Below are 17,567 nucleotides of genomic sequence, written 5' to 3'. Positions count from 1 at the left end.
GGCGTTGATGTGTTTTTTTTATATGTGTCCTAAGCTACATCGGGTGGAGTGAATGCGCGCTAAGCCCAAATATATTATTGTAACTCCGGATTACGATGACACCTCTGGCGGACGTATTGCGCTGCATAAGCTATGTCATGAGTTGAATCAGCTTGGCGCGACAGCAGTCATTTGGCCAGATAAGTGGGTGCAGCGTAAGAAAGCATATAGCCGTTTGAAGCAATTCCGCCTGAACCTAAAGGACGCAATCCATGGCGTGCCATTTTATTGTCATCCCCAGCTCAATACACCGCTAGCGAAGCTTTGGGGGGTGGGGGCGAGAGATATTGTGGTGTATCCAGAAGTGGTCGCGGGGAACCCTTTGGGGAGTCGCAACGTGGTGCGCTGGCTCTTGCACCGGCCAGGCTTTCATACCGGTATTGTCGACTACAATGATGGCGATCTGTTTTTTAAATTTGCTGATTTCGCGGATGATCCAACTGTAACGGGCGGCAATGCCGATCGACTTTTTGTTTTTTCGGTAAACGAAGTCTATCGGAATCAAGGTCTAGCGGAGCGAAAAGGGGCTTGTTATCTTGTTCGCAAAGGCGGTGATATCGAAATAGGTTCTAGTCTTGCTGGGGCTACGAAGATTGACGGCTTGTCTCATTCAGAGGTAGCTACAATTTTTAATCGCTGTGAGGTCTTTTATTCTTTCGACGATGCGAGTATGTACTCTTGCTACGCTGCCATCTGCGGCTGCACGAGTGTTGTATTGCCAAAACACTACGCGTCGCGACAAGATTGGGTGGCTAAGAATCCTGGGCTACAGTTTGGGGTTGCCTACGGTGAAGATGATATAGCCCATGCACGTGCTACCCAGAAGCTCGTGCTTGGCCATCTTAATTCGCTTGAAAACGAGTCTCTTGAGTCGGTTAAGCGCTTTGTTGAGATTACACAGGACCGGTTTGGGGGTAGGTTCTAGCGCTGATCGGGCAGCAAATGAATTGCTGCCTAGCTATCGAAGCGTATAAACGCCTCTGTTCTAGCGGTCCTTGGCAATACTCACAGCGACCGGAGTCTCGACGACATACGGTGTTATAATGCCGAGCTTTTGCCCTTACGGGTTTGCCGTTAATCGTCTATATCGGAATTTTTATGTTGTTGTTATCGAAGAAAGAAGACTGGCTGGGCAATGTCCGGGGTGATGTTCTCGCCGGCCTTGTTGTAGCGCTAGCGCTGATCCCTGAGGCGATAGCCTTTTCCATTATCGCGGGCGTTGATCCAAAAGTAGGTCTTTACGCTTCGTTTTGTATCGCGGTGGTTACCGCCATCGTTGGTGGGCGCCCCGGCATGATCTCGGCGGCGACTGGCGCCATGGCTTTGCTGATGGTGACCTTGGTTAAAGATCACGGTTTGCAATACTTATTGGCGGCAACACTATTAACCGGTGCACTACAGATTGTGGCTGGCTATTTAAAGCTCGGCCAGCTGATGAGCTTTGTGTCGCGCTCGGTGGTTACCGGCTTTGTGAATGCCTTGGCGATATTGATTTTTATGGCGCAGTTGCCAGAACTGACTAATGTGACTTGGCATGTGTACGCCATGACCGCGGCCGGGCTTGGGGTGATCTATTTATTCCCGCTGCTGCCAGTGATCGGCAAGGTAATCCCTTCACCACTAGTGTGCATTCTGAGTTTGACGGCCTTTAGTCTATTCGTTGGGCTGGATATTCGCACCGTGGGTGACATGGGTGAACTGCCCGATACCCTGCCTATCTTCCTCTGGCCAGATTTGCCGATGACGATGGAAACTCTGGCGATTATATTCCCTTATTCTGCGGCACTGGCAGTGGTGGGCTTGTTGGAGTCGCTAATGACCGCGACGATTGTCGACGACTTAACCGATACCGGCAGTGACAAGAACCGTGAGTGCAAGGGGCAGGGCGTCGCTAATATCTTTTCCGGTTTGTTGGGCGGCATGGCGGGTTGCGCCATGATTGGTCAGTCTGTCATCAATGTAAAATCGGGTGGTCGTGGCCGCCTATCTACTATGGTTGCTGGGGTGATGTTGCTGACTATGGTGGTGTTTTTGAGCGATCTGGTCTCTATTATTCCTATGGCAGCCCTCGTCGCGGTCATGATTATGGTGTCGATAGGCACGTTTAATTGGGGCTCGGTGCGTAATTTGAAATCTAATCCGCTGTCCAGCAATGTGGTGATGATTGCCACGGTTGCCGTGGTAGTGTGGACCCATAATTTGGCCTTTGGGGTATTCGTTGGGGTCTTGTTAGCCGCGTTGTTCTTTGCTAATAAAGTTAGCCATTTTATGTATGTGGACAGTCAAATAGATGAAAAAACTGCCGCACGCTATTATCGAGTAATTGGCCAAGTTTTCTTTAATTCAGCCGATAAGTTCGTCGCATTTTTCGATTTTAAAGAAGCCAATGAAAAAGTGGTTATTGATTTGAGTCGTGCTCATTTCTGGGACGTATCCGCGGTCGGGGCGCTGGATAAAGTGGTGCTGAAGTTTCGCCGTGAAGGCGCAGAAGTCGAGTTAATTGGTTTGAATGAAGCCAGCGAAACCATCGTCGACCGTTTTGGTGTCCATGATAAGCCGGAAGAAATTGAAAAGGTTCTCGGAGCGCATTAATGAATAATAATTACATATTAGGCTGTATTGACGGCGCAAGCCTAACAGCCGCAGTTTGTGACTACAGCGCGTGGTTGGCAGGTAAAATTGCCGCGCCAGTAAAGCTACTACACAACCTGGAGCATCGTCCTCAAGCGCCGCTTGCTGATTTAAGCGGTAGTATCGGCCTAGGAAGTCAGGAGGAATTGCTAGAAGAGTTGATCAAGGTTGAGCAGCACCGCAACCGGCTCTTGATGGAAAAAGGTAAATTGATGCTCGATGCGGCACGTCAGCGTGTTGAGGCTGAAGGCGTAAGCGATATTGAGGCTTGGCAGCGGAACGGCAGCCTTCAGGAGACCTTGGTTGAGCACGAAGAAGATATACGGGTGCTCGTCATGGGGGTGCGTGGTGACGAGCATCGCGAGGGTCAGCTAGGCGCTCATTTGGAAACGGTTATTCGCGCTTTACACAAGCCGGTACTGGTTGTGAATAAAGCGTTTACTGCACCTAAACGAGTGATGCTGGCCTATGATGGACAGGACGCAGCCCGAAAGGCCCTCGATATGATGATCAACAGCGCTATATTTAAAGATATTCCCTGTGATCTGGTTTATGTCGGTGAAGAGCGGCTTGGCGAAGATTTGCTGTTGGAGGCGTCGAGCTTGCTGACAAAGGCAAATATTCAACATACTACAGTGTGTTTGCAGGGGCGTGGCGACGAAGTTCTATGCCAGTATCAAATTGATAACGATATTGATATGACGGTGATGGGGGCTTACAGCCACCATCCTCTGCGTAATATGTTGCTAGGTAGCTTTACGGCGAAGATGCTGCAAAAAAATCGTCAGCCATTACTGTTGTTGCGCTAGATAAAAGCGAGTTCTCCGTCCGATGAGTGAGACAATGCTTCGTAGGCCATGCTCCTCATCCTGACATTCAATTTTCTCGGCTATTGAATCCAGTTGGGTCTGCGCTTTTCTAAAAATGCAGAAAGGCCTTCTCTACCTTCGTCGGAGCCACGAGTTTGAGCGATGCGCTCGCTGGTGTCGGCAATCATCGCGGCGTCGATTTCACGGTCCGCGATATCCAGTACTAGGCGTTTGGCTTCGGCCATCGCGTTTGGGCCATTGCGAAGTAGATTTTTCACGAGATTCGCTATACGGGCATCGAGCTCTTCTCTCTCTACTAATTCAGAAACTAAGCCTAGCTCATGTGCGCTCTTCGCGCTAATTAGCTCTGCCGTGGTGAAATAGCGGCGCGCGGCGCGCGGCCCGATTGCTCGAACGACATAAGGGCCAATAGTAGCGGGGATCAGGCCAACTTTAACCTCGCTAAGACAAAATGCTGACTCGGTTGATGCTACCGCAATATCACAGCAGGCGACTAAGCCCACGCCGCCACCGTAGGCGGCACCTTGTACTCTGGCAATTGTCGGCTTTGGTAAAAAATTTAGGGTGCGCAACATGTTTGCAAGTGCATTTGAATCTCGCAGATTTTCCTCGTAATTATAGCCAGCCATACGGCGCATCCAGTTTAGATCGCCTCCAGCACAAAAACTCTTGCCGTTCGACGCCAAGATCACAACGCGCACTGCAGAGTCGTTAGCGGCCTGCGTGAATGCATCGGTCAATGCTGCAATTACAGTGTCGTCAAAAGCATTGTGGATGTCTGGACGATTCAAGGTGATGGTTGCTACACCGTGTTCATCCACGTGGTAATGAATGGATTGACCCATAAGCTTGGCGGTCATTTGATGTCCTTAATATGAGGTGGAGATGGCTGGCTGCTAGTTAGTTTAAAGTGTAGATGATGATACTTTACCGCAGTTACTGGGTGTAGGGGTAAAACCGTAATTGCCACAAGGGATTCGGTTTTGTTGATGTGTGTCCTAGGGCGCAGTTGGGAAGAGCGTCAAGGGGCTGCCGATGGGCGTGCACTTGTCCTATACCTTAGCCGTATTTACTTAATAGTGAGGTAATATGGCCGATCTGCTCGTTCAGTAGTGCGTCATCTTTGGTGTTGTCGCTTTTAGACAGCTCTTGTTGCATCGCGCAGGCCATGGTTTCAAAGAACGTCTTGTCTAGGGCCTTGCGGGCTGCTGACAGTTGTTGCGCCACGCGCTCGCAACTTTGCTCTTCCTCCATCATTTTCTGTATGCCGCGCAGCTGTCCTTCTACCCTTTTCAGACGAGTGATGAGGGCTTTGCGCTTTTTGTCCCATTCCTGTTCCATAATGCCTAATCTTCGATGCCTATACTCTGCTCAGTATATACCGCTAGGTCGCTACAGCTAGGGATAAGCGTATAAAACCAGATTTTGTTCGGCGTTGTGGGTGCGCTGCTGCCAATCGTCGTCACCGCAGGCGTTCGCGCTACCGCTGCTATGAATGGCGCGAAATAGACTGGCACAGCGTTGGCGGAATAGCCTAAACCCTTTAAATGCAGCGAAAAACCGTAAATACTTGTGGTCGCAATTGGATCTTTGTTATTTTTGCTGCCTAGAAATCGGCAGCTGATGCTATTTAGATATAACTTTTATTGGTGAAATTTTATGAGTATTGAAGATCGAGATGCCGGTGAGCTTATTCGTCGTGAAGTCATGGGTAGCGCCCATGTTGATGCATCATTAGGCAATGCATCAGATTTTGATATGCCTCTGCAAGAGGCGGCGATGGAGCATGCCTGGGGGGGAGTGTGGACTCGCGAAGGTATCGATCGTAAAACGCGGAGCATTGTAACGGTGTCTATGCTTATTGCGCTACAGGCACACGGTGAGCTGAAAGGTCATGTGCGCGGGGCGCTAAACAATGGCGTTAGCCCAGAGGAAATTCGTGAGATCGTCATGCATGCCGCTGCTTATTGTGGTTACCCTGCGGCCCTGTCGGCAATGCGCGTGGCGCGCGAAGTCATTGATGCTTATGGGGTTTGATTGCAGTTTATGAATGTAATGGGTCGCCGTGCGGCGAGTACGGATGCCCAGTTTGTTGCATGGCTAATGATTCAACTGATCGTTTCAGTTAAACCATAAATGTCATAACCAGTTGCGAGGAAATAAAACAAATCAAGGACAAGCTCAGCATTGGCCGATACGCCAGCAAACTGTATCGGCATCGGCTTGGACTCCGCCTGATCCATCATCGCCAATTGCTGCTGTAGCTGATTTTTCACTGCAGTCTACTTCTGAAAGGTAAGGCAGGTTCAGATGGGCCTGATTCTAGCGGGTCAGTTATTTGAAGCGCGTTATTGCATAGTTATGCTTGATGCTCATTTAGCGCTCGCCAATACTGGTCATAAAGTTCCGCGTAAATATCGCTAGTGCCACTATATTGCGGCGGTTGGCGCGTTTTGCCCAGTGCGCAAGGGTGACATAGGCGGCGATAGGTGTGCCGGTTATGGGGCGAGATGGCCATCGCTCAGCTCGCCGACCTTTGGGTGCCAATGTTGCTCTGCTTAGCTCATTGGCCTGCCGTGTTAGCGCGGTAGCAGCTTTGCGGGCATGGTTTTAAAGGCATGAATAGAGTTTGAGCGTATGTAACTTGGCTTCCCCAGCAGTTCAATACTGGCGAAGTACTTGAAGAACTCCTCAAAGAATATTCTAGCTTCCATCCGCGCCAAGTTGGCACCAAGGCAGAGGTGAATGCCGTGGCCGAAGGCCATGTGGGGGTTATGTTTGCGCTCAATGTTGAATTGCATGGGCTGATCGAAAACGGCTTCGTCAAAGTTGGCTGAGCTATAGAGCATGACCACCTTGTCTCCTGCTTTAATCGCCGTGCCGCCAATGTCGGTGTCGCAGGTCGCCGTGCGGCGAAAGTAGTGCAATGGGCAGGTCCAGCGCAGCATTTCCTCTACGGCACTAGGCAGTTTCTCGGGCTGGGCTTCGAGCTCCCGGTACAGCTCGGGCTGTTGCAGGAGCTGGTACATGCCGGAGCTGATTAAGCCGCGGGTGGTTTCATTGCCTGCCACAGCGATTTGCACAAACAAGCTGGCGAACTCGGCTTCAGAAATGAGCTCGCCGTCGACTTCTTGGTTGATGAGTAGGGATATGAGATCGTCGCCGTCTTTGCCCTTTCGCTCGCAGGCCAGTTCAAAGCCGTAGGTGCCCATTTCGATACTTGCCTGTAGAACTTCTTCCTCGGTGCCGCCTAGGTCGGGGTCCGAGGCGGAAGTCTGCATGTCGGACCAGCGTCGAATCTGCGGCCACATATCTCGGGGAATTTCCATTAGCTCGCAGATGACCGCGGTGGGGAGGTCGCCGGCCAGGTCGTCGACAAAGTTCACGGTGTCGCGGCCTTGGGCTGCGTGCATAATCTCTTGGGCTATCGCGCGTATTTGTGGTTCTAGCGCTTTGAGTCGACTGGATGTAAAGCGGGTAATGACCGCACGGCGAGGCTTGGCGTGACGAGGTGGGTCCATGCCCAGTAATTGGTTGCGGGCCATTTCCAGGGTACTGTCTGGCAGGTCGTCAATTAGCACAAACCCCCGCTCCGCAGAGAATGTCTGGAAGTCCCGCGATACCGCCATAACGTCGGCGTGTTTGCTAATGGCCCAGTAGCTACTGCCGTCCGGATGTGGGTGCTGATACACCGGCGCATTGTCACGCAGCCATTGAAACTGCTTGTGGGGAATGCCATTGAGATAACTGTCTGGGCTATAAACATCAATATTCATCTTATTCCACCAATACCTTGGGGCTTGGTAAGCCTTGCGCCTCACACATGGCGAGGTAGAAATCGAGGGTCATTTGGCCATCGACAACGGAGGTAATATTGCCTTTGGCGTCCATATTGGTGTTTGAACCGTACATCTGAAACCACACCCGGGTATTGTCTTCAATACATTGCAGGGTGTGGACTGACCCGGCTGGTTCATATAAGAACGATCCGGCGCGGTTAACGTAGTCGTACTCTTTGTACTTCCACGCGCCAGAGGTGGTGTAGCCCCACACTGGTCCAGTGTGTTTGTGGGTTTCAACTTCATAGCCTGCTTTGAAGATGTTCTCGATTATCCACAGGCCTTCACCGCGCTTGACCTGTAGTACCCGTAGTAGGCTGCCATCGCCAATATCAATGAACGGCAGCTCGTCTGCGCCGATGTGAACCGCCTCTGTAATAGCCATGTTTGCTCCTGATGTCGTGGTCTCTTTCGAGTTCTTATTAGTACTGCTTGCAGCTCTAATCAGTATGACGGGATGGCAAGGCCTTTAAAACCTCCGTTTGGAGGAGGGTGCTTGATTTGTCAGATCTTGAGTTCAGGGGGTATTTTACTTAAATACCGTGGGGGAAAATCATGGGCATCACATGCTTAAAGCACTAACCTTCTTAAAAAAAGAAAGAGGGTAAGAGTGATAGCGTTTGCTCAGCTCGGTATAGACTCGCGAGGTGGAATTACCCGTTTTCACTAGCAAAGTAGCGATATTGTGGGGCTGGCTCCTTACGTGGCTATCTATGTTAAAATACTCGTATTGGAATAGCCTAGGTTAATCCCATTTCCAGTTCGGCCTATTGTTTATAGCGAGTTATTTTGATGTCAGATAACGATATTATCCCGTCCGTGCGAATCCATAGTGGTGAAAAATTCACCACTGAAAGGGGCGTAAAGGCCATTAAAGATGGTATTAAGGCAACTAATCAAACCCAAGAGCGGTTAGCAAAACCTGATTGGCTGCGGGTTAAAATCCAGGGCGGCAATGCTTATAAAAAAGTGGCGTCGATTGTCGCTGAAAATAGACTCGCGACGGTTTGTGAAGAGGCAAAGTGCCCAAATTTGCAGGAATGCTGGAGCGCGGGTACGGCAACCATTATGTTAATGGGCGATGTGTGTACACGAGCTTGTCGGTTTTGCGCCGTGAATACAGGTAACCCCAAAGGCGCATTGGATGCCGACGAACCGGAGCGCACGGCGCGATCAGTCGAATTGATGAAGCTTAAGTACGTGGTGCTAACGTCGGTCAATCGCGATGATTTGGCCGACGGTGGTGCCGGTCACTACGCCGCCTGTGTTAAACGGGTAAAAGAAGTAAATCCAGATACCGCAGTTGAAGCCTTAACCCCAGATTTTGAAGGGGTATTAACCGATGTTGAGGCTGTGGTTGATTCTGGGATCGAGGTGTTTGCACAGAATATTGAAACGGTGAGACGCCTAACCCACCCAGTGCGTGATCCTCGAGCGGGCTACCAGCAAACCCTCGATGTCTTGGCACATGCTAAACGCTATAAGCCAGAAGTATTAAGCAAAACGAGCTTAATGCTGGGTTTGGGTGAAACCGACGAAGAAATCCTAGAGACAATGGATGATTTGCGAAGGGCTAATGTCGATATTCTGACACTGGGTCAGTACTTGCAGCCAACGGTAAATCATTTGCCGATCGCGCGCTATGTGACGCCCGCGGAGTTTGAGAACTATCGCCAATTAGGCTTGGAAAAGGGATTCCTAGAAGTGGTTTCTGGCGTTATGGTGCGCTCTAGTTACCGCGCGGAGCAGGTGCTGCAAAAGAATAATGTGGGGCTTGGCTAAGTTGTTGAATATTCCGCTAGCGCGGGATACCAGTACTAGTGAAGTGTCGAAGCACGGGTGGCTCAAATAGCTGAGGCAGGCTAGGGCCACGGCCACCACATAATCAAATTCCATTACACGCTGCTTGCCGCTTACTTATAGATTTCGTTCACTTGCGGCGTTCTCGCTACTATTCCTCGGTCAGTGTGGGTTTTTATTGGTATAAAAGCCGGTGCCATTACTTTCATGCTAGTTAAGGGAGGGCGGGGGTGGGAAGGGAGCACGGGTTTCAGTTAAGGCCAGCAAGATGAAAAGTACGGTGGTTTGTTGTGCGGCCTAAGCGTAATTTAAATGTGCAAGTCGGTTAGCTAGGTAAGTGCTTTAAAGCAACAACGGCGGCAGCGGTGCGATTTTCAACATTGAGTTTGCGAAAAATTTGCTCAAGGTGTTTATTGGCGGTGCGAGGGCTCATGTCCAGAATAGTGCCAATTTCTCGATTCGTTTTTCCGTGGGCAATCCACAGTAAAACCTCGGACTCCCGTTCGGTAATGGGTAGTGCGGCGCGCAGGCGTTCAAGGTCTGAGGGGCGTTCCATGTCGATAAGTTGTAATAAATATTCATCGTTACCCGTTTGGCTGATGTAACGAATTTCCAGCGGTTTATCGACCGCTTTCACGAGCAGCCCCTTGTCCCTATTGTAGTGTGGCGCCAATAATTGGCGGAGTTGACTGGGCAAATTCTCGTCTAGCCACGCGTTGTTAAGTCCTGCGTCTTCAAGTAAGTGGTAAGCCTGTGGGGTTGCCCAGAGTAAATTACCTTCAGCAGAGGCTGAAAATAAAAAGCTGCCGGTATTGTCCAGCGCCACCCGCGCGCTGAGAGTTAGGCGCGCATTGTTTAAATGGGCGCGCATTCGCGCAATCAGCTCGTCGCCTTTTACCGGCTTGGTAATATAGTCGACGCCGCCTGCGGCAAAGCCTTTTACAATACTTTCGGTGTCGCTGAGGCCCGTCATAAAGATCACCGGAATGTGAGCTAAATCGCGATTTTCTTTTAGGCGTCGACAGGCTTCAAAACCGTCCATATTTGGCATCAAGGCGTCCATTAATATGACGTCAGGTGTGATAGTGGCGGCAATGGTTAATGCCTGGGCACCTTCCAGCGCGACGAGTACAGTGATGCCCGCTTGGTCTAATGTGTCATTTAACATGCTCAGCGTGTCGGGGGAGTCGTCGACAATCAGTACGACGTCTTTCTTGGCACTTGCTTGCTTCATATTGGCTTTTCTTCCAGTGCGGTAATGAGTGCCGCGAATTGAAATCCTGCCGCCTGCTCTTGCAGGCTGGAAAGGCTTTGAGGGTCGATGTTTGGGTCTTTGGCGAGTTTGTCTAAGCAGTGGCGAATGCCTTTAGCGTAGCCAATCTTGGCGAGCTGAATTAGCTCGCGGCGCGCCTCATTGCTTAAGGTTAGTGGAATTGTATCAGCCTTGGTCGTATGTGCCACCACGCGATTTTCACTCTGTTCTTTTGATTCATATACCCAATTAATGCCGGCGTATTTTGCTAGGTAGTCTAGCACCTGGCTGACGCGGATGGGTTTGAACAAATAGGCGTCGTGGGGAGGAACTCCACTGCTTTCCGGCGTGACTTCAGTTGCATTGGCGGAAATCATAATGATGGTGGCGTTGTGAATACGCGCCCGTATCGCTTTGGCCAAGTCCCAGCCACTCATGCCCGGCATGGCAATGTCTAGTAGGAAAATACGCGGCTGAGATTCGCAGTAGCGCAGCATATCCAAACAGGTGTCGCCGTCGGGGGCGGAGATCACATTAAAGCCAAGTGGGTTTAGCATGTCGTTGAGTAAACTGCGGTGGGTGGGTTCGTCATCCACCACAAACAGGGCTTGTTCGTAGCCTTCGTAAGCGATAATTCTTCGCTCGCTGGGGCTGGCGCTGGCCAGTTTGTCGGTGCTACTTAGCATTAAATTGAGTTTTACTTCGCTGCCAACGCCTACTTGACTGTGAATAGCGATATTGCCGCCCATAATATCGGTGAGCAGTTGGGTGATTGTTAGGCCTAAACCGGTGCCGGCAATATGGGGTGATCCGGGTTTACGTACTCGCTCAAAAGGCCGGAAAATGCGTTCAATATCTTCCGCGGCAATACCAATGCCTGTGTCATTAATGATAAATTCGGCGACCTGATTGCGGTAGCTAACGGTAAAGTTAACCCTGCCCTCTGGTGTATATTTGATGGCATTAGAAATTAAATTAATCAGAATTTGGCGGAGGCGTTTTTCATCGGTTTTTACTGTTTCGGGCAGCGGGGTTAGGCGGTCAAAACTAAAGCCAATGCCTTTTGCCTGAGCTTGAACTTGAAACATACTTACGATTTGATCAAGTAAATTTCCCAAATTAATGTCGCTTGGCGCGAGTTCAAGGCGGCCGGCTTCAATGCGAGATATATCGAGTAAACCCTCAATAAGATCCGCTAGGTGTTCACTGCTGCGTCTGATTACACGTAAGGCGTCGAGTCGACTGGCGGGGATTGAAGCGTCTTTTTCCAGTAGTTGGGCGTAGCCGAGGATGGCGTTTAGGGGGGAGCGTAGCTCATGGCTTATGCCCGTTAAATACCGTGTTTTGGCTTGGTTGGCCGCCTCTGCGATTTCTTTGGCGCGCTGCAATTGCTGGTCAGTTTGTTTATGAGCGGTTATTTCAGCCATGAGCAAGGTGGTTTGGTGTTGGGATTCTTCCTGTGCAACTCGGCGGCTGTCGTGAACCAGGGCGAACATCCAGGCCAATATGCCGGATACGATCAGCAGAATACAAAACACATTAAATAAAGCGCCCGCCGCTAGGCTGCGCTCCATACCTTCATCAATCGTTATTTGGACATAGACCAAGGCTAAAACACTGGCGATGATTAAGCTGATTAAGGTGAACAAACCGATAAAGTGGCCAGTGCGGGTATTGAGCGAGCTTATCCAGCGTCTTGGCAACAGAAAACTAAGGGTATTGGTGAGCTGCTCTGCCATGCGCGAATTAGTCTTGCACATATCGTGGCAGCGGCTGTCGAGTGAGCAGCACAGTGAGCATATTGGCCCTGCATAGGCGGGGCAGTGGCTCATGTCCTCGCCTTCAAAGTGGTGGTAGCAAATACAGCAGCGCAGCGAAATTTTACTGCTCGCGATTACTGGCTCGCGTGCTAAGTAATATCGGCCCTTAGTAAACCAGCAAATCAAGGGAGCGCAAATAAATGTGCTGCCCAATGCAATAAACGAGGCTAGCGCCTGGGCCGTGATGCCGAATTGCCCAAGGTGAGCGAGCAAGCCTACGGTTGAGGCGATAATCATTGAACCAACCCCAACAGGGTTGATGTCGTAAAGATGGGCGCGTTTAAACTCGATGGCTTGGGGCCGTAAACCAAGGGGACGATTGATCACGAGATCGGCCACTAAAGAGCCTACCCAGGCGAGCGCGATAATGGCGTAGGCGGTGAGAATTTCTTCAAGAATTCGATAGATGCCCAGCTCCATCAACATCAGGGCAATGGCGACATTAAAGACAAGCCAAACCACGCGACCGGGGTGGTTGTGGGTGAGTCGGGAGAAGAAGTTAGACCACGCAATAGAACCGGCATAGGCGTTGGTGACATTAATTTTCAGCTGCGACAAAATCACAAATACACTGCATAAAATAAGTGTTAGTTGAGGTGATGAACCCAAATAACTGAATGCGGTGAGGTACATATGGTTGGGGTCGGCGGCCTCGCTAAAAGGAGTGCCATGACTCAGTGCTAATACCGCCAAAAAGGAACCCACTAATATTTTGATTGATCCGCTAATAATCCAGCCTGGGCCGGCAGCGATTAGAGCGAGCCACCAGCGTTTGTTCGGTCGGTCTTGGTGGGGTAAAAATCGGAGAAAGTCCACCTGTTCGCCAATTTGCGCGATTAATGAAAATATCACCGCCGAGGCGGCGCCAAAGGCCAAAATATTGAGGTTTGGGTCGCTGTCTGGTGGTGTGAATGCCACCCAATTGCTAAAGGCCTGGTCGGACTGCCACGCGATACAGGCCAGTGGTGCGAGCTGTAAAATAATCCACAGCGGCTGAGTCCACACTTGAAAGCGGCTTATCCAGGTAATGCCGTGGGTCACCAGCGGTATTACTACTACGGCGCTGATTAAATAACCGTATTTAAGTGGGATGTCGAGGCTCAGCTCTAGGGCGAGCGCCATGATCGACGACTCGATCGCAAAGAAAATAAACGTAAATGAGGCGTAGATCAGTGAGGTGATCGTTGAGCCAATATAGCCAAACCCGGCGCCGCGGGTGAGCAGGTCAATATCGATACCTTGGCGCGCGGCGTGATAGCAAATGGGCAAGCCGGTTAAAAAGATAATAATACCCACGGCCATTACCGCAGCGACGGTATTGTTAAAACCGTAGCTGAGGGTGATCGCGCCGCCAATCGCTTCTAAAGCAAGAAACGAAATAGCGCCCAGCGCCGTGTTTGAAACCCGGTTAAGTGACCACTTGCGCGCGCTTTTGGCGGTAAAACGCAATGCGTAGTCTTCTAAGGTTTCATTGGCGACCCAGCGATTGTATTTCCGGCGTACCCGGAACACTTTTTGTTGCGCACTCATATGGCCAAATGACGCTCCGATAACAGCTCATTGGCTGAATGACATACTCATGTTTGGCCATTATAGGCCTTAATTTCTTACGAATCTCGCGCTATTAGGCTTGTTCTGTTTCTCCTGGTAACCGTCAGTTGATGCGTAGCGCGGCGTCTGTTTTGCGAAAATCAGCTGAGTATGGAAAGTACCGCGCCGCTGCCGTAGGCGGTATACGTCATTTAACTTAGCCGGGGGGAGCATTCGCCTCATGGTGCGGTACGTCACTTCTGCGGAGACTGTCCACTGTCGAATCAAGCAACCGTAGGGTAGGAGAAGTAACGATGAGTGATAAATCCGATAATCAGCGTTCTTGGGGGCGCCGCAAGGTAGTTCGCGCTCTTGGCGCACTACCGCTGGGCATTATTCTGGCATCGCAGTTGAGTTGGGCTGCACCCGCCACCAGCACAGGGCAGGCGGTTACCGATGACACCGTAACCGTGGGCATTTTGCACTCGTTAACGGGCACCATGGCAATCAGTGAAACCGGTGCGCAAGAGGCTGAAAAACTGGCCATTAAGCAAATCAACGAATCTGGCGGTATTCTGGGGCGTCAAATCAAAATCATTCAGGAAGATGGCGCCAGCGATTGGCCAACCTTTGCTGAGAAAAGCCGTAAATTGTTAGTGAACGACAAGGTGGCCGCCGTATTTGGCTGCTGGACCTCGGCCTCGCGTAAAGCGGCGCTACCAGTATTTGAAAAAGAAAACGGCTTGCTTTACTACCCCACATTTTACGAAGGCTTAGAGCAGTCTAAAAATGTTATCTACACCGGCCAAGAAGCGACTCAGCAGATTCTAGACGGTTTGAACTGGGTGGCGAAAGAAAAGGGTGCAAAGACTTTCTACCTGATTGGCTCTGACTATATCTGGCCGCGTACCTCCATGAAAATTGCTCGTAAACACATAGAAAACGTTTTGGGCGGCAAAGTTGTGGGTGAAGAGTACAAGCCACTGGGCGATACCCAGTTTGGTTCGGTCATCAACAAAATCCGCCTGAAAAAGCCTGACGTGATATACGCCGCAGTAGTTGGTGGCAGTAACGTCGCGTGGTTTAAGCAGCTTAAAGCGGCGGGTATTAACTCTAAGAAGCAGACGTTGCTGACCATCTCGGTGACGGAAGATGAAGTGTTGGGCATCGGGGGTGAAAACCTCGAAGGCTTCTACTCCATCATGAAGTACTTCCAGAGCCAGGATAACCCTAACAACGTCGCTTTCGTGAAAGCGTTTAAAGAGATGTGGGGCGACGACAGTGTGATCGGCGACGTAACGCAAGCTGCTTATCTAGGACCTTGGTTATGGAAAGCTGCTGTAGAAAAGGCCGGTACCTTTGACGTAGACGCAGTCGTTAAGGCATCTGAAGAAGGTGATATTGAGCTGACTACCGCGCCAGAAGGCTATGTAAAACTCCACCCTAATCACCACCTTTGGAGTAAGGCACGGGTAGGTATGTGGAAGAAAGATGGCCAGGCCGAGGTGGTGTATACCTCAGAGCTGATCGAGCCAGATCCATTCCCAGAAGGTTACCAATAGGCCTTCGGGTTTCCTAGAAAGATCTTAGCAATACCGGCGAGCAGCAATGCTCGCCAAGCGCTTTAACGAAATCATGCAGTGGAAAAAAGTAGTGAAAAGAATGTTGAAGTATTTTTTAGCGGAGGCTAAGTAATGGGCGGTTATAGCTACGACGAGTTAGGTGCGATATTCGCTATGCAGGGCTTCGCCGGCATCAGCTTGTTCAGCGTACTGTTGCTGATGGCCTTGGGACTCGCAATTATATTTGGGCAGATGGGGGTCATTAATATGGCGCACGGCGAATTTATGGCCGCCGGGGCATATACCACCTATCTTATCTCTACACTCACAGAAACCTATATTCCGGCATTTATGCCGTACTATTTTGTGTTCTCGATAGCGGCGGCCTTTCTGGTTGCAGGCACACTCGGGTACTTAGCCGAATTTATATTGATAAGGCACCTCTACAAGCGCCCGCTAGACACTTTGTTAGCCACCTGGGGTTTGAGCTTAATCATGCAGCAGTCCTACCGCTCGATCTTTGGTGCGCGGGAAGTTAGCCCCACGCTACCTGAATGGTTGATGGGTGCTTATCCAGCAACCGATATGATCGACATCCCCATTAACGGCATGTTCGTGCTCGGTTTAACGATATTCACGACCTTGGCGGTATTTTACCTCATGTTTAAATCTAGCTGGGGTTTGCGCGTGCGTGCCACCACCCAGAATCGGGTAATGGCTGGCGCGGTGGGAATTAACACCAAGAAAGTAGACCGCTACACCTTTGCGCTGGGTTGCGGTATTGCGGGTATGGCCGGCGCGGCGTTTACGACAATTGCGTCTACGGGACCAACCACCGGAACCTTGTATATCGTCGATACCTTTATGGTTGTGGTCTTTGGTGGCGCCGCGAGTTTGTTTGGCACTATTGCCTCGGCATTTTCAATTGCACAAGCCCAGTCTATTCTCGAATTCTTTATCAGCGGATCAATGGCCAAAGTCTTTACCTTGCTCACCTTGGTAATAATTTTGATGTTCAAACCAGAGGGACTGTTTGCCAGCAAGGTTCGTCGTTAAGACGAACCTCGCGCTTACAAGAAGTCTGGTTCTAAATTATTGGGAGTTAATGATGAGCTTTGTTTACGAGAAATTATTTGGCGATAAAAAGGGGCTGATAGGGTTTTGCATCCTAGCGGCGCTTATCCTGGTTGTATTTCCTGTGATGCTAGATTCCTTTCGCTTGAATCTAGTGGGTAAATATTTAACCTACGCTTTTGCGGCAGTTAGCTTAGTGTTGTTGTGGGGTTATGGCGGGACGCTAAGTTTGGGGCAGGGTATATTTTTTGGCATTGGCGGGTACGCTATGGCCATGTTCTTAAAGTTAGAGGCCTCCTCGCCAGAGAATACCGCTATCCAGTCAACACCGGGCATACCCGATTTTATGGATTGGAACCAAATTACGGAGTTACCACTGTTTTGGATGCCATTTCATAGTTTCTCTTTTACCTTGTTCGCGGTTTTGGTTGTACCCACGATATTTGCGTACATCATTGGCGCGGCCATGTTTAAACGCCGGGTCGGCGGCGTGTACTTTGCGATTATTACCCAGGTTGTTTCCGTTATCTTAACGGTACTGATTGTAGGTCAGCAGGGGCTAACGGGCGGGATCAATGGCATTACTGATCTGCGTACCTTAAATGGTTGGGATATCACCTCTGACAGTGCAAAGACGCTGTTTTACTTTATTAACTGCTTTTTACTCCTCGCGGTCATTATTGCCTCCCGCTTTATTTTAACAAGTAAATTTGGCCGGATACTGCTGGCGATGCGCGACAAAGAAGATCGGGTGCGCTTCTCTGGCTACGATGTGGCGAACTTCAAAATATTCATATTTTGTTTTGCAGCGATGATCTCGGCGATAGGTGGGGCTATGTTTACCCTGCAAGTCGGCTTTATGTCGCCGTCCTTCGTTGGCATTGTGCCTTCAATTGAAATGGTGATATTTGCCGCGATCGGCGGCCGCATGTCATTAATTGGCGCGGTCTACGGCACCTTGCTCATTAACTTTGGTAAAACCGCTTTTTCTGAGTCTTTTCCTGAGTTGTGGCTATTCCTTATGGGCGGTTTGTTTATTGCGGTAGTGATGTTTTTTCCTAATGGTTTGGCGGGCTTGTGGGAAGACTATGGTCACCATCTCACTAAGCGTCTCGATTTTATTAAAAACTTATTTAGTAAATCCAAAAGCGCTGCAGACGCCATTGAGCTGAAGGGGTCAAAATCATGAA

The 17,567-nt window shown here is 50.1% G+C and carries 15 protein-coding genes; 8 read left to right on the top strand and 7 right to left on the bottom strand.

Features of this window, described 5'->3' with window-relative positions:
* The first annotated feature begins 52 nt into the window (after nt 1–52).
* The 3 genes from HNQ57_RS14995 to HNQ57_RS14985 all read left to right on the top strand — a co-directional run bounded on the left by HNQ57_RS14995 (nt 53) and on the right by HNQ57_RS14985 (nt 3,479).
* The gene (locus HNQ57_RS14995; RefSeq protein WP_184464363.1) at nt 53–964 is read left to right on the top strand and encodes a hypothetical protein; all 912 of its coding nucleotides are present in this window, start codon (nt 53–55) and stop codon (nt 962–964) included.
* 173 nt (nt 965–1,137) lie between these two features.
* On the top strand, nt 1,138–2,631 hold the full coding sequence (locus tag HNQ57_RS14990; protein WP_184464361.1) for a SulP family inorganic anion transporter: 1,494 nt from the start codon (nt 1,138–1,140) through the stop codon (nt 2,629–2,631).
* Nucleotides 2,631–3,479: a universal stress protein gene (locus HNQ57_RS14985; RefSeq protein WP_184464359.1), complete on the top strand. Its 849-nt coding sequence runs from the start codon at nt 2,631–2,633 to the stop codon at nt 3,477–3,479. Before HNQ57_RS14990 ends, HNQ57_RS14985 begins: the two co-directional genes overlap by 1 nt.
* Nucleotides 3,480–3,559: 80 nt before the next feature.
* Here HNQ57_RS14985 and HNQ57_RS14980 read toward each other — a convergent pair whose 3' ends face one another.
* Nucleotides 3,560–4,360, bottom strand: coding sequence for an enoyl-CoA hydratase/isomerase family protein (locus HNQ57_RS14980; protein WP_226968207.1), 801 nt, complete (start codon nt 4,358–4,360; stop codon nt 3,560–3,562).
* Nucleotides 4,361–4,559: 199 nt separating this feature from the next.
* Nucleotides 4,560–4,841, bottom strand: coding sequence for a metal-sensing transcriptional repressor (locus tag HNQ57_RS14975; protein WP_184464357.1), 282 nt, complete (start codon nt 4,839–4,841; stop codon nt 4,560–4,562).
* Between the two features lie 318 nt (nt 4,842–5,159).
* On the opposite strand from HNQ57_RS14975, the gene HNQ57_RS14970 reads away from it, so the two are divergent.
* Nucleotides 5,160–5,537, top strand: a complete 378-nt coding sequence (locus HNQ57_RS14970) for a carboxymuconolactone decarboxylase family protein (RefSeq protein WP_184464355.1) — start codon at nt 5,160–5,162, stop codon at nt 5,535–5,537.
* A gap of 71 nt (nt 5,538–5,608) precedes the next feature.
* Here the strand turns inward: HNQ57_RS14970 and HNQ57_RS14965 are convergent, their stop codons facing one another.
* From HNQ57_RS14965 to HNQ57_RS14955, 3 genes are all read right to left on the bottom strand, one after another.
* Nucleotides 5,609–5,776: a hypothetical protein gene (locus tag HNQ57_RS14965; RefSeq protein ID WP_184464353.1), complete on the bottom strand. Its 168-nt coding sequence runs from the start codon at nt 5,774–5,776 to the stop codon at nt 5,609–5,611.
* A 303-nt stretch (nt 5,777–6,079) separates the two neighbouring features.
* Nucleotides 6,080–7,276, bottom strand: a complete 1,197-nt coding sequence (locus HNQ57_RS14960; RefSeq protein ID WP_184464351.1) for a cytochrome P450 — start codon at nt 7,274–7,276, stop codon at nt 6,080–6,082.
* 1 nt (nt 7,277) lies between these two features.
* Nucleotides 7,278–7,724: a 2,4'-dihydroxyacetophenone dioxygenase family protein gene (locus HNQ57_RS14955; protein ID WP_184464349.1), complete on the bottom strand. Its 447-nt coding sequence runs from the start codon at nt 7,722–7,724 to the stop codon at nt 7,278–7,280.
* Nucleotides 7,725–8,131: 407 nt separating this feature from the next.
* Between HNQ57_RS14955 and lipA the strand changes: the two genes are divergently transcribed.
* Nucleotides 8,132–9,121, top strand: coding sequence for a lipoyl synthase (gene lipA, locus HNQ57_RS14950; protein ID WP_184464348.1), 990 nt, complete (start codon nt 8,132–8,134; stop codon nt 9,119–9,121).
* 343 nt (nt 9,122–9,464) lie between these two features.
* On the opposite strand, the gene HNQ57_RS14945 is transcribed toward lipA, so the two are convergent.
* Together HNQ57_RS14945 and HNQ57_RS14940 are read right to left on the bottom strand one after the other, a co-directional pair.
* Nucleotides 9,465–10,373, bottom strand: coding sequence for a response regulator transcription factor (locus HNQ57_RS14945; protein ID WP_184464346.1), 909 nt, complete (start codon nt 10,371–10,373; stop codon nt 9,465–9,467).
* Nucleotides 10,370–13,741, bottom strand: a complete 3,372-nt coding sequence (locus tag HNQ57_RS14940) for a hybrid sensor histidine kinase/response regulator (RefSeq protein WP_184464344.1) — start codon at nt 13,739–13,741, stop codon at nt 10,370–10,372. Before HNQ57_RS14940 ends, HNQ57_RS14945 begins: the two co-directional genes overlap by 4 nt.
* Nucleotides 13,742–14,055: 314 nt before the next feature.
* On the opposite strand from HNQ57_RS14940, the gene urtA reads away from it, so the two are divergent.
* The 3 genes from urtA (at nt 14,056) to urtC (ending at nt 17,566) form a co-directional block, all read left to right on the top strand.
* Nucleotides 14,056–15,303 carry an urea ABC transporter substrate-binding protein gene (gene urtA / locus HNQ57_RS14935; RefSeq protein ID WP_184464342.1) on the top strand — a complete coding sequence of 416 codons (1,248 nt, stop codon included), beginning with the start codon at nt 14,056–14,058 and terminating at the stop codon, nt 15,301–15,303.
* A 132-nt stretch (nt 15,304–15,435) separates the two neighbouring features.
* Entirely contained in the window at nt 15,436–16,359 is a 924-nt protein-coding gene (urtB, locus tag HNQ57_RS14930; RefSeq protein WP_184464340.1) for an urea ABC transporter permease subunit UrtB, read from the top strand.
* 52 nt (nt 16,360–16,411) lie between these two features.
* Nucleotides 16,412–17,566 carry an urea ABC transporter permease subunit UrtC gene (urtC, locus tag HNQ57_RS14925; RefSeq protein ID WP_184464339.1) on the top strand — a complete coding sequence of 385 codons (1,155 nt, stop codon included), beginning with the start codon at nt 16,412–16,414 and terminating at the stop codon, nt 17,564–17,566.
* The last annotated feature ends 1 nt before the right edge of the window (nt 17,567 follow it).

It is taken from the genome of Zhongshania antarctica (assembly GCF_014202945.1).
Lineage (GTDB): Bacteria > Pseudomonadota > Gammaproteobacteria > Pseudomonadales > Spongiibacteraceae > Spongiibacter > Spongiibacter antarcticus.
The sequence above is the reverse complement of the archived record's forward strand: the minus strand, read 5'-3'. Positions and strand labels throughout refer to the sequence as shown.

What these genes read in the sequence shown, in the direction of transcription:
- HNQ57_RS14960 (WP_184464351.1), bottom strand. Translation starts at nt 7,276, where the DNA reads ATGAATATTGATGTTTATAGCCCAGACAGTTATCTCAATGGCATTCCC.
- HNQ57_RS14990 (WP_184464361.1), top strand. Translation starts at nt 1,138, where the DNA reads ATGTTGTTGTTATCGAAGAAAGAAGACTGGCTGGGCAATGTCCGGGGT.
- urtB (WP_184464340.1), top strand. Translation starts at nt 15,436, where the DNA reads ATGGGCGGTTATAGCTACGACGAGTTAGGTGCGATATTCGCTATGCAG.
- HNQ57_RS14970 (WP_184464355.1), top strand. Translation starts at nt 5,160, where the DNA reads ATGAGTATTGAAGATCGAGATGCCGGTGAGCTTATTCGTCGTGAAGTC.
- urtC (WP_184464339.1), top strand. Translation starts at nt 16,412, where the DNA reads ATGAGCTTTGTTTACGAGAAATTATTTGGCGATAAAAAGGGGCTGATA.
- HNQ57_RS14995 (WP_184464363.1), top strand. Translation starts at nt 53, where the DNA reads ATGCGCGCTAAGCCCAAATATATTATTGTAACTCCGGATTACGATGAC.
- HNQ57_RS14955 (WP_184464349.1), bottom strand. Translation starts at nt 7,724, where the DNA reads ATGGCTATTACAGAGGCGGTTCACATCGGCGCAGACGAGCTGCCGTTC.
- HNQ57_RS14940 (WP_184464344.1), bottom strand. Translation starts at nt 13,741, where the DNA reads ATGAGTGCGCAACAAAAAGTGTTCCGGGTACGCCGGAAATACAATCGC.
- HNQ57_RS14975 (WP_184464357.1), bottom strand. Translation starts at nt 4,841, where the DNA reads ATGGAACAGGAATGGGACAAAAAGCGCAAAGCCCTCATCACTCGTCTG.
- HNQ57_RS14980 (WP_226968207.1), bottom strand. Translation starts at nt 4,360, where the DNA reads ATGACCGCCAAGCTTATGGGTCAATCCATTCATTACCACGTGGATGAA.
- HNQ57_RS14985 (WP_184464359.1), top strand. Translation starts at nt 2,631, where the DNA reads ATGAATAATAATTACATATTAGGCTGTATTGACGGCGCAAGCCTAACA.
- urtA (WP_184464342.1), top strand. Translation starts at nt 14,056, where the DNA reads ATGAGTGATAAATCCGATAATCAGCGTTCTTGGGGGCGCCGCAAGGTA.
- HNQ57_RS14945 (WP_184464346.1), bottom strand. Translation starts at nt 10,373, where the DNA reads ATGAAGCAAGCAAGTGCCAAGAAAGACGTCGTACTGATTGTCGACGAC.
- lipA (WP_184464348.1), top strand. Translation starts at nt 8,132, where the DNA reads ATGTCAGATAACGATATTATCCCGTCCGTGCGAATCCATAGTGGTGAA.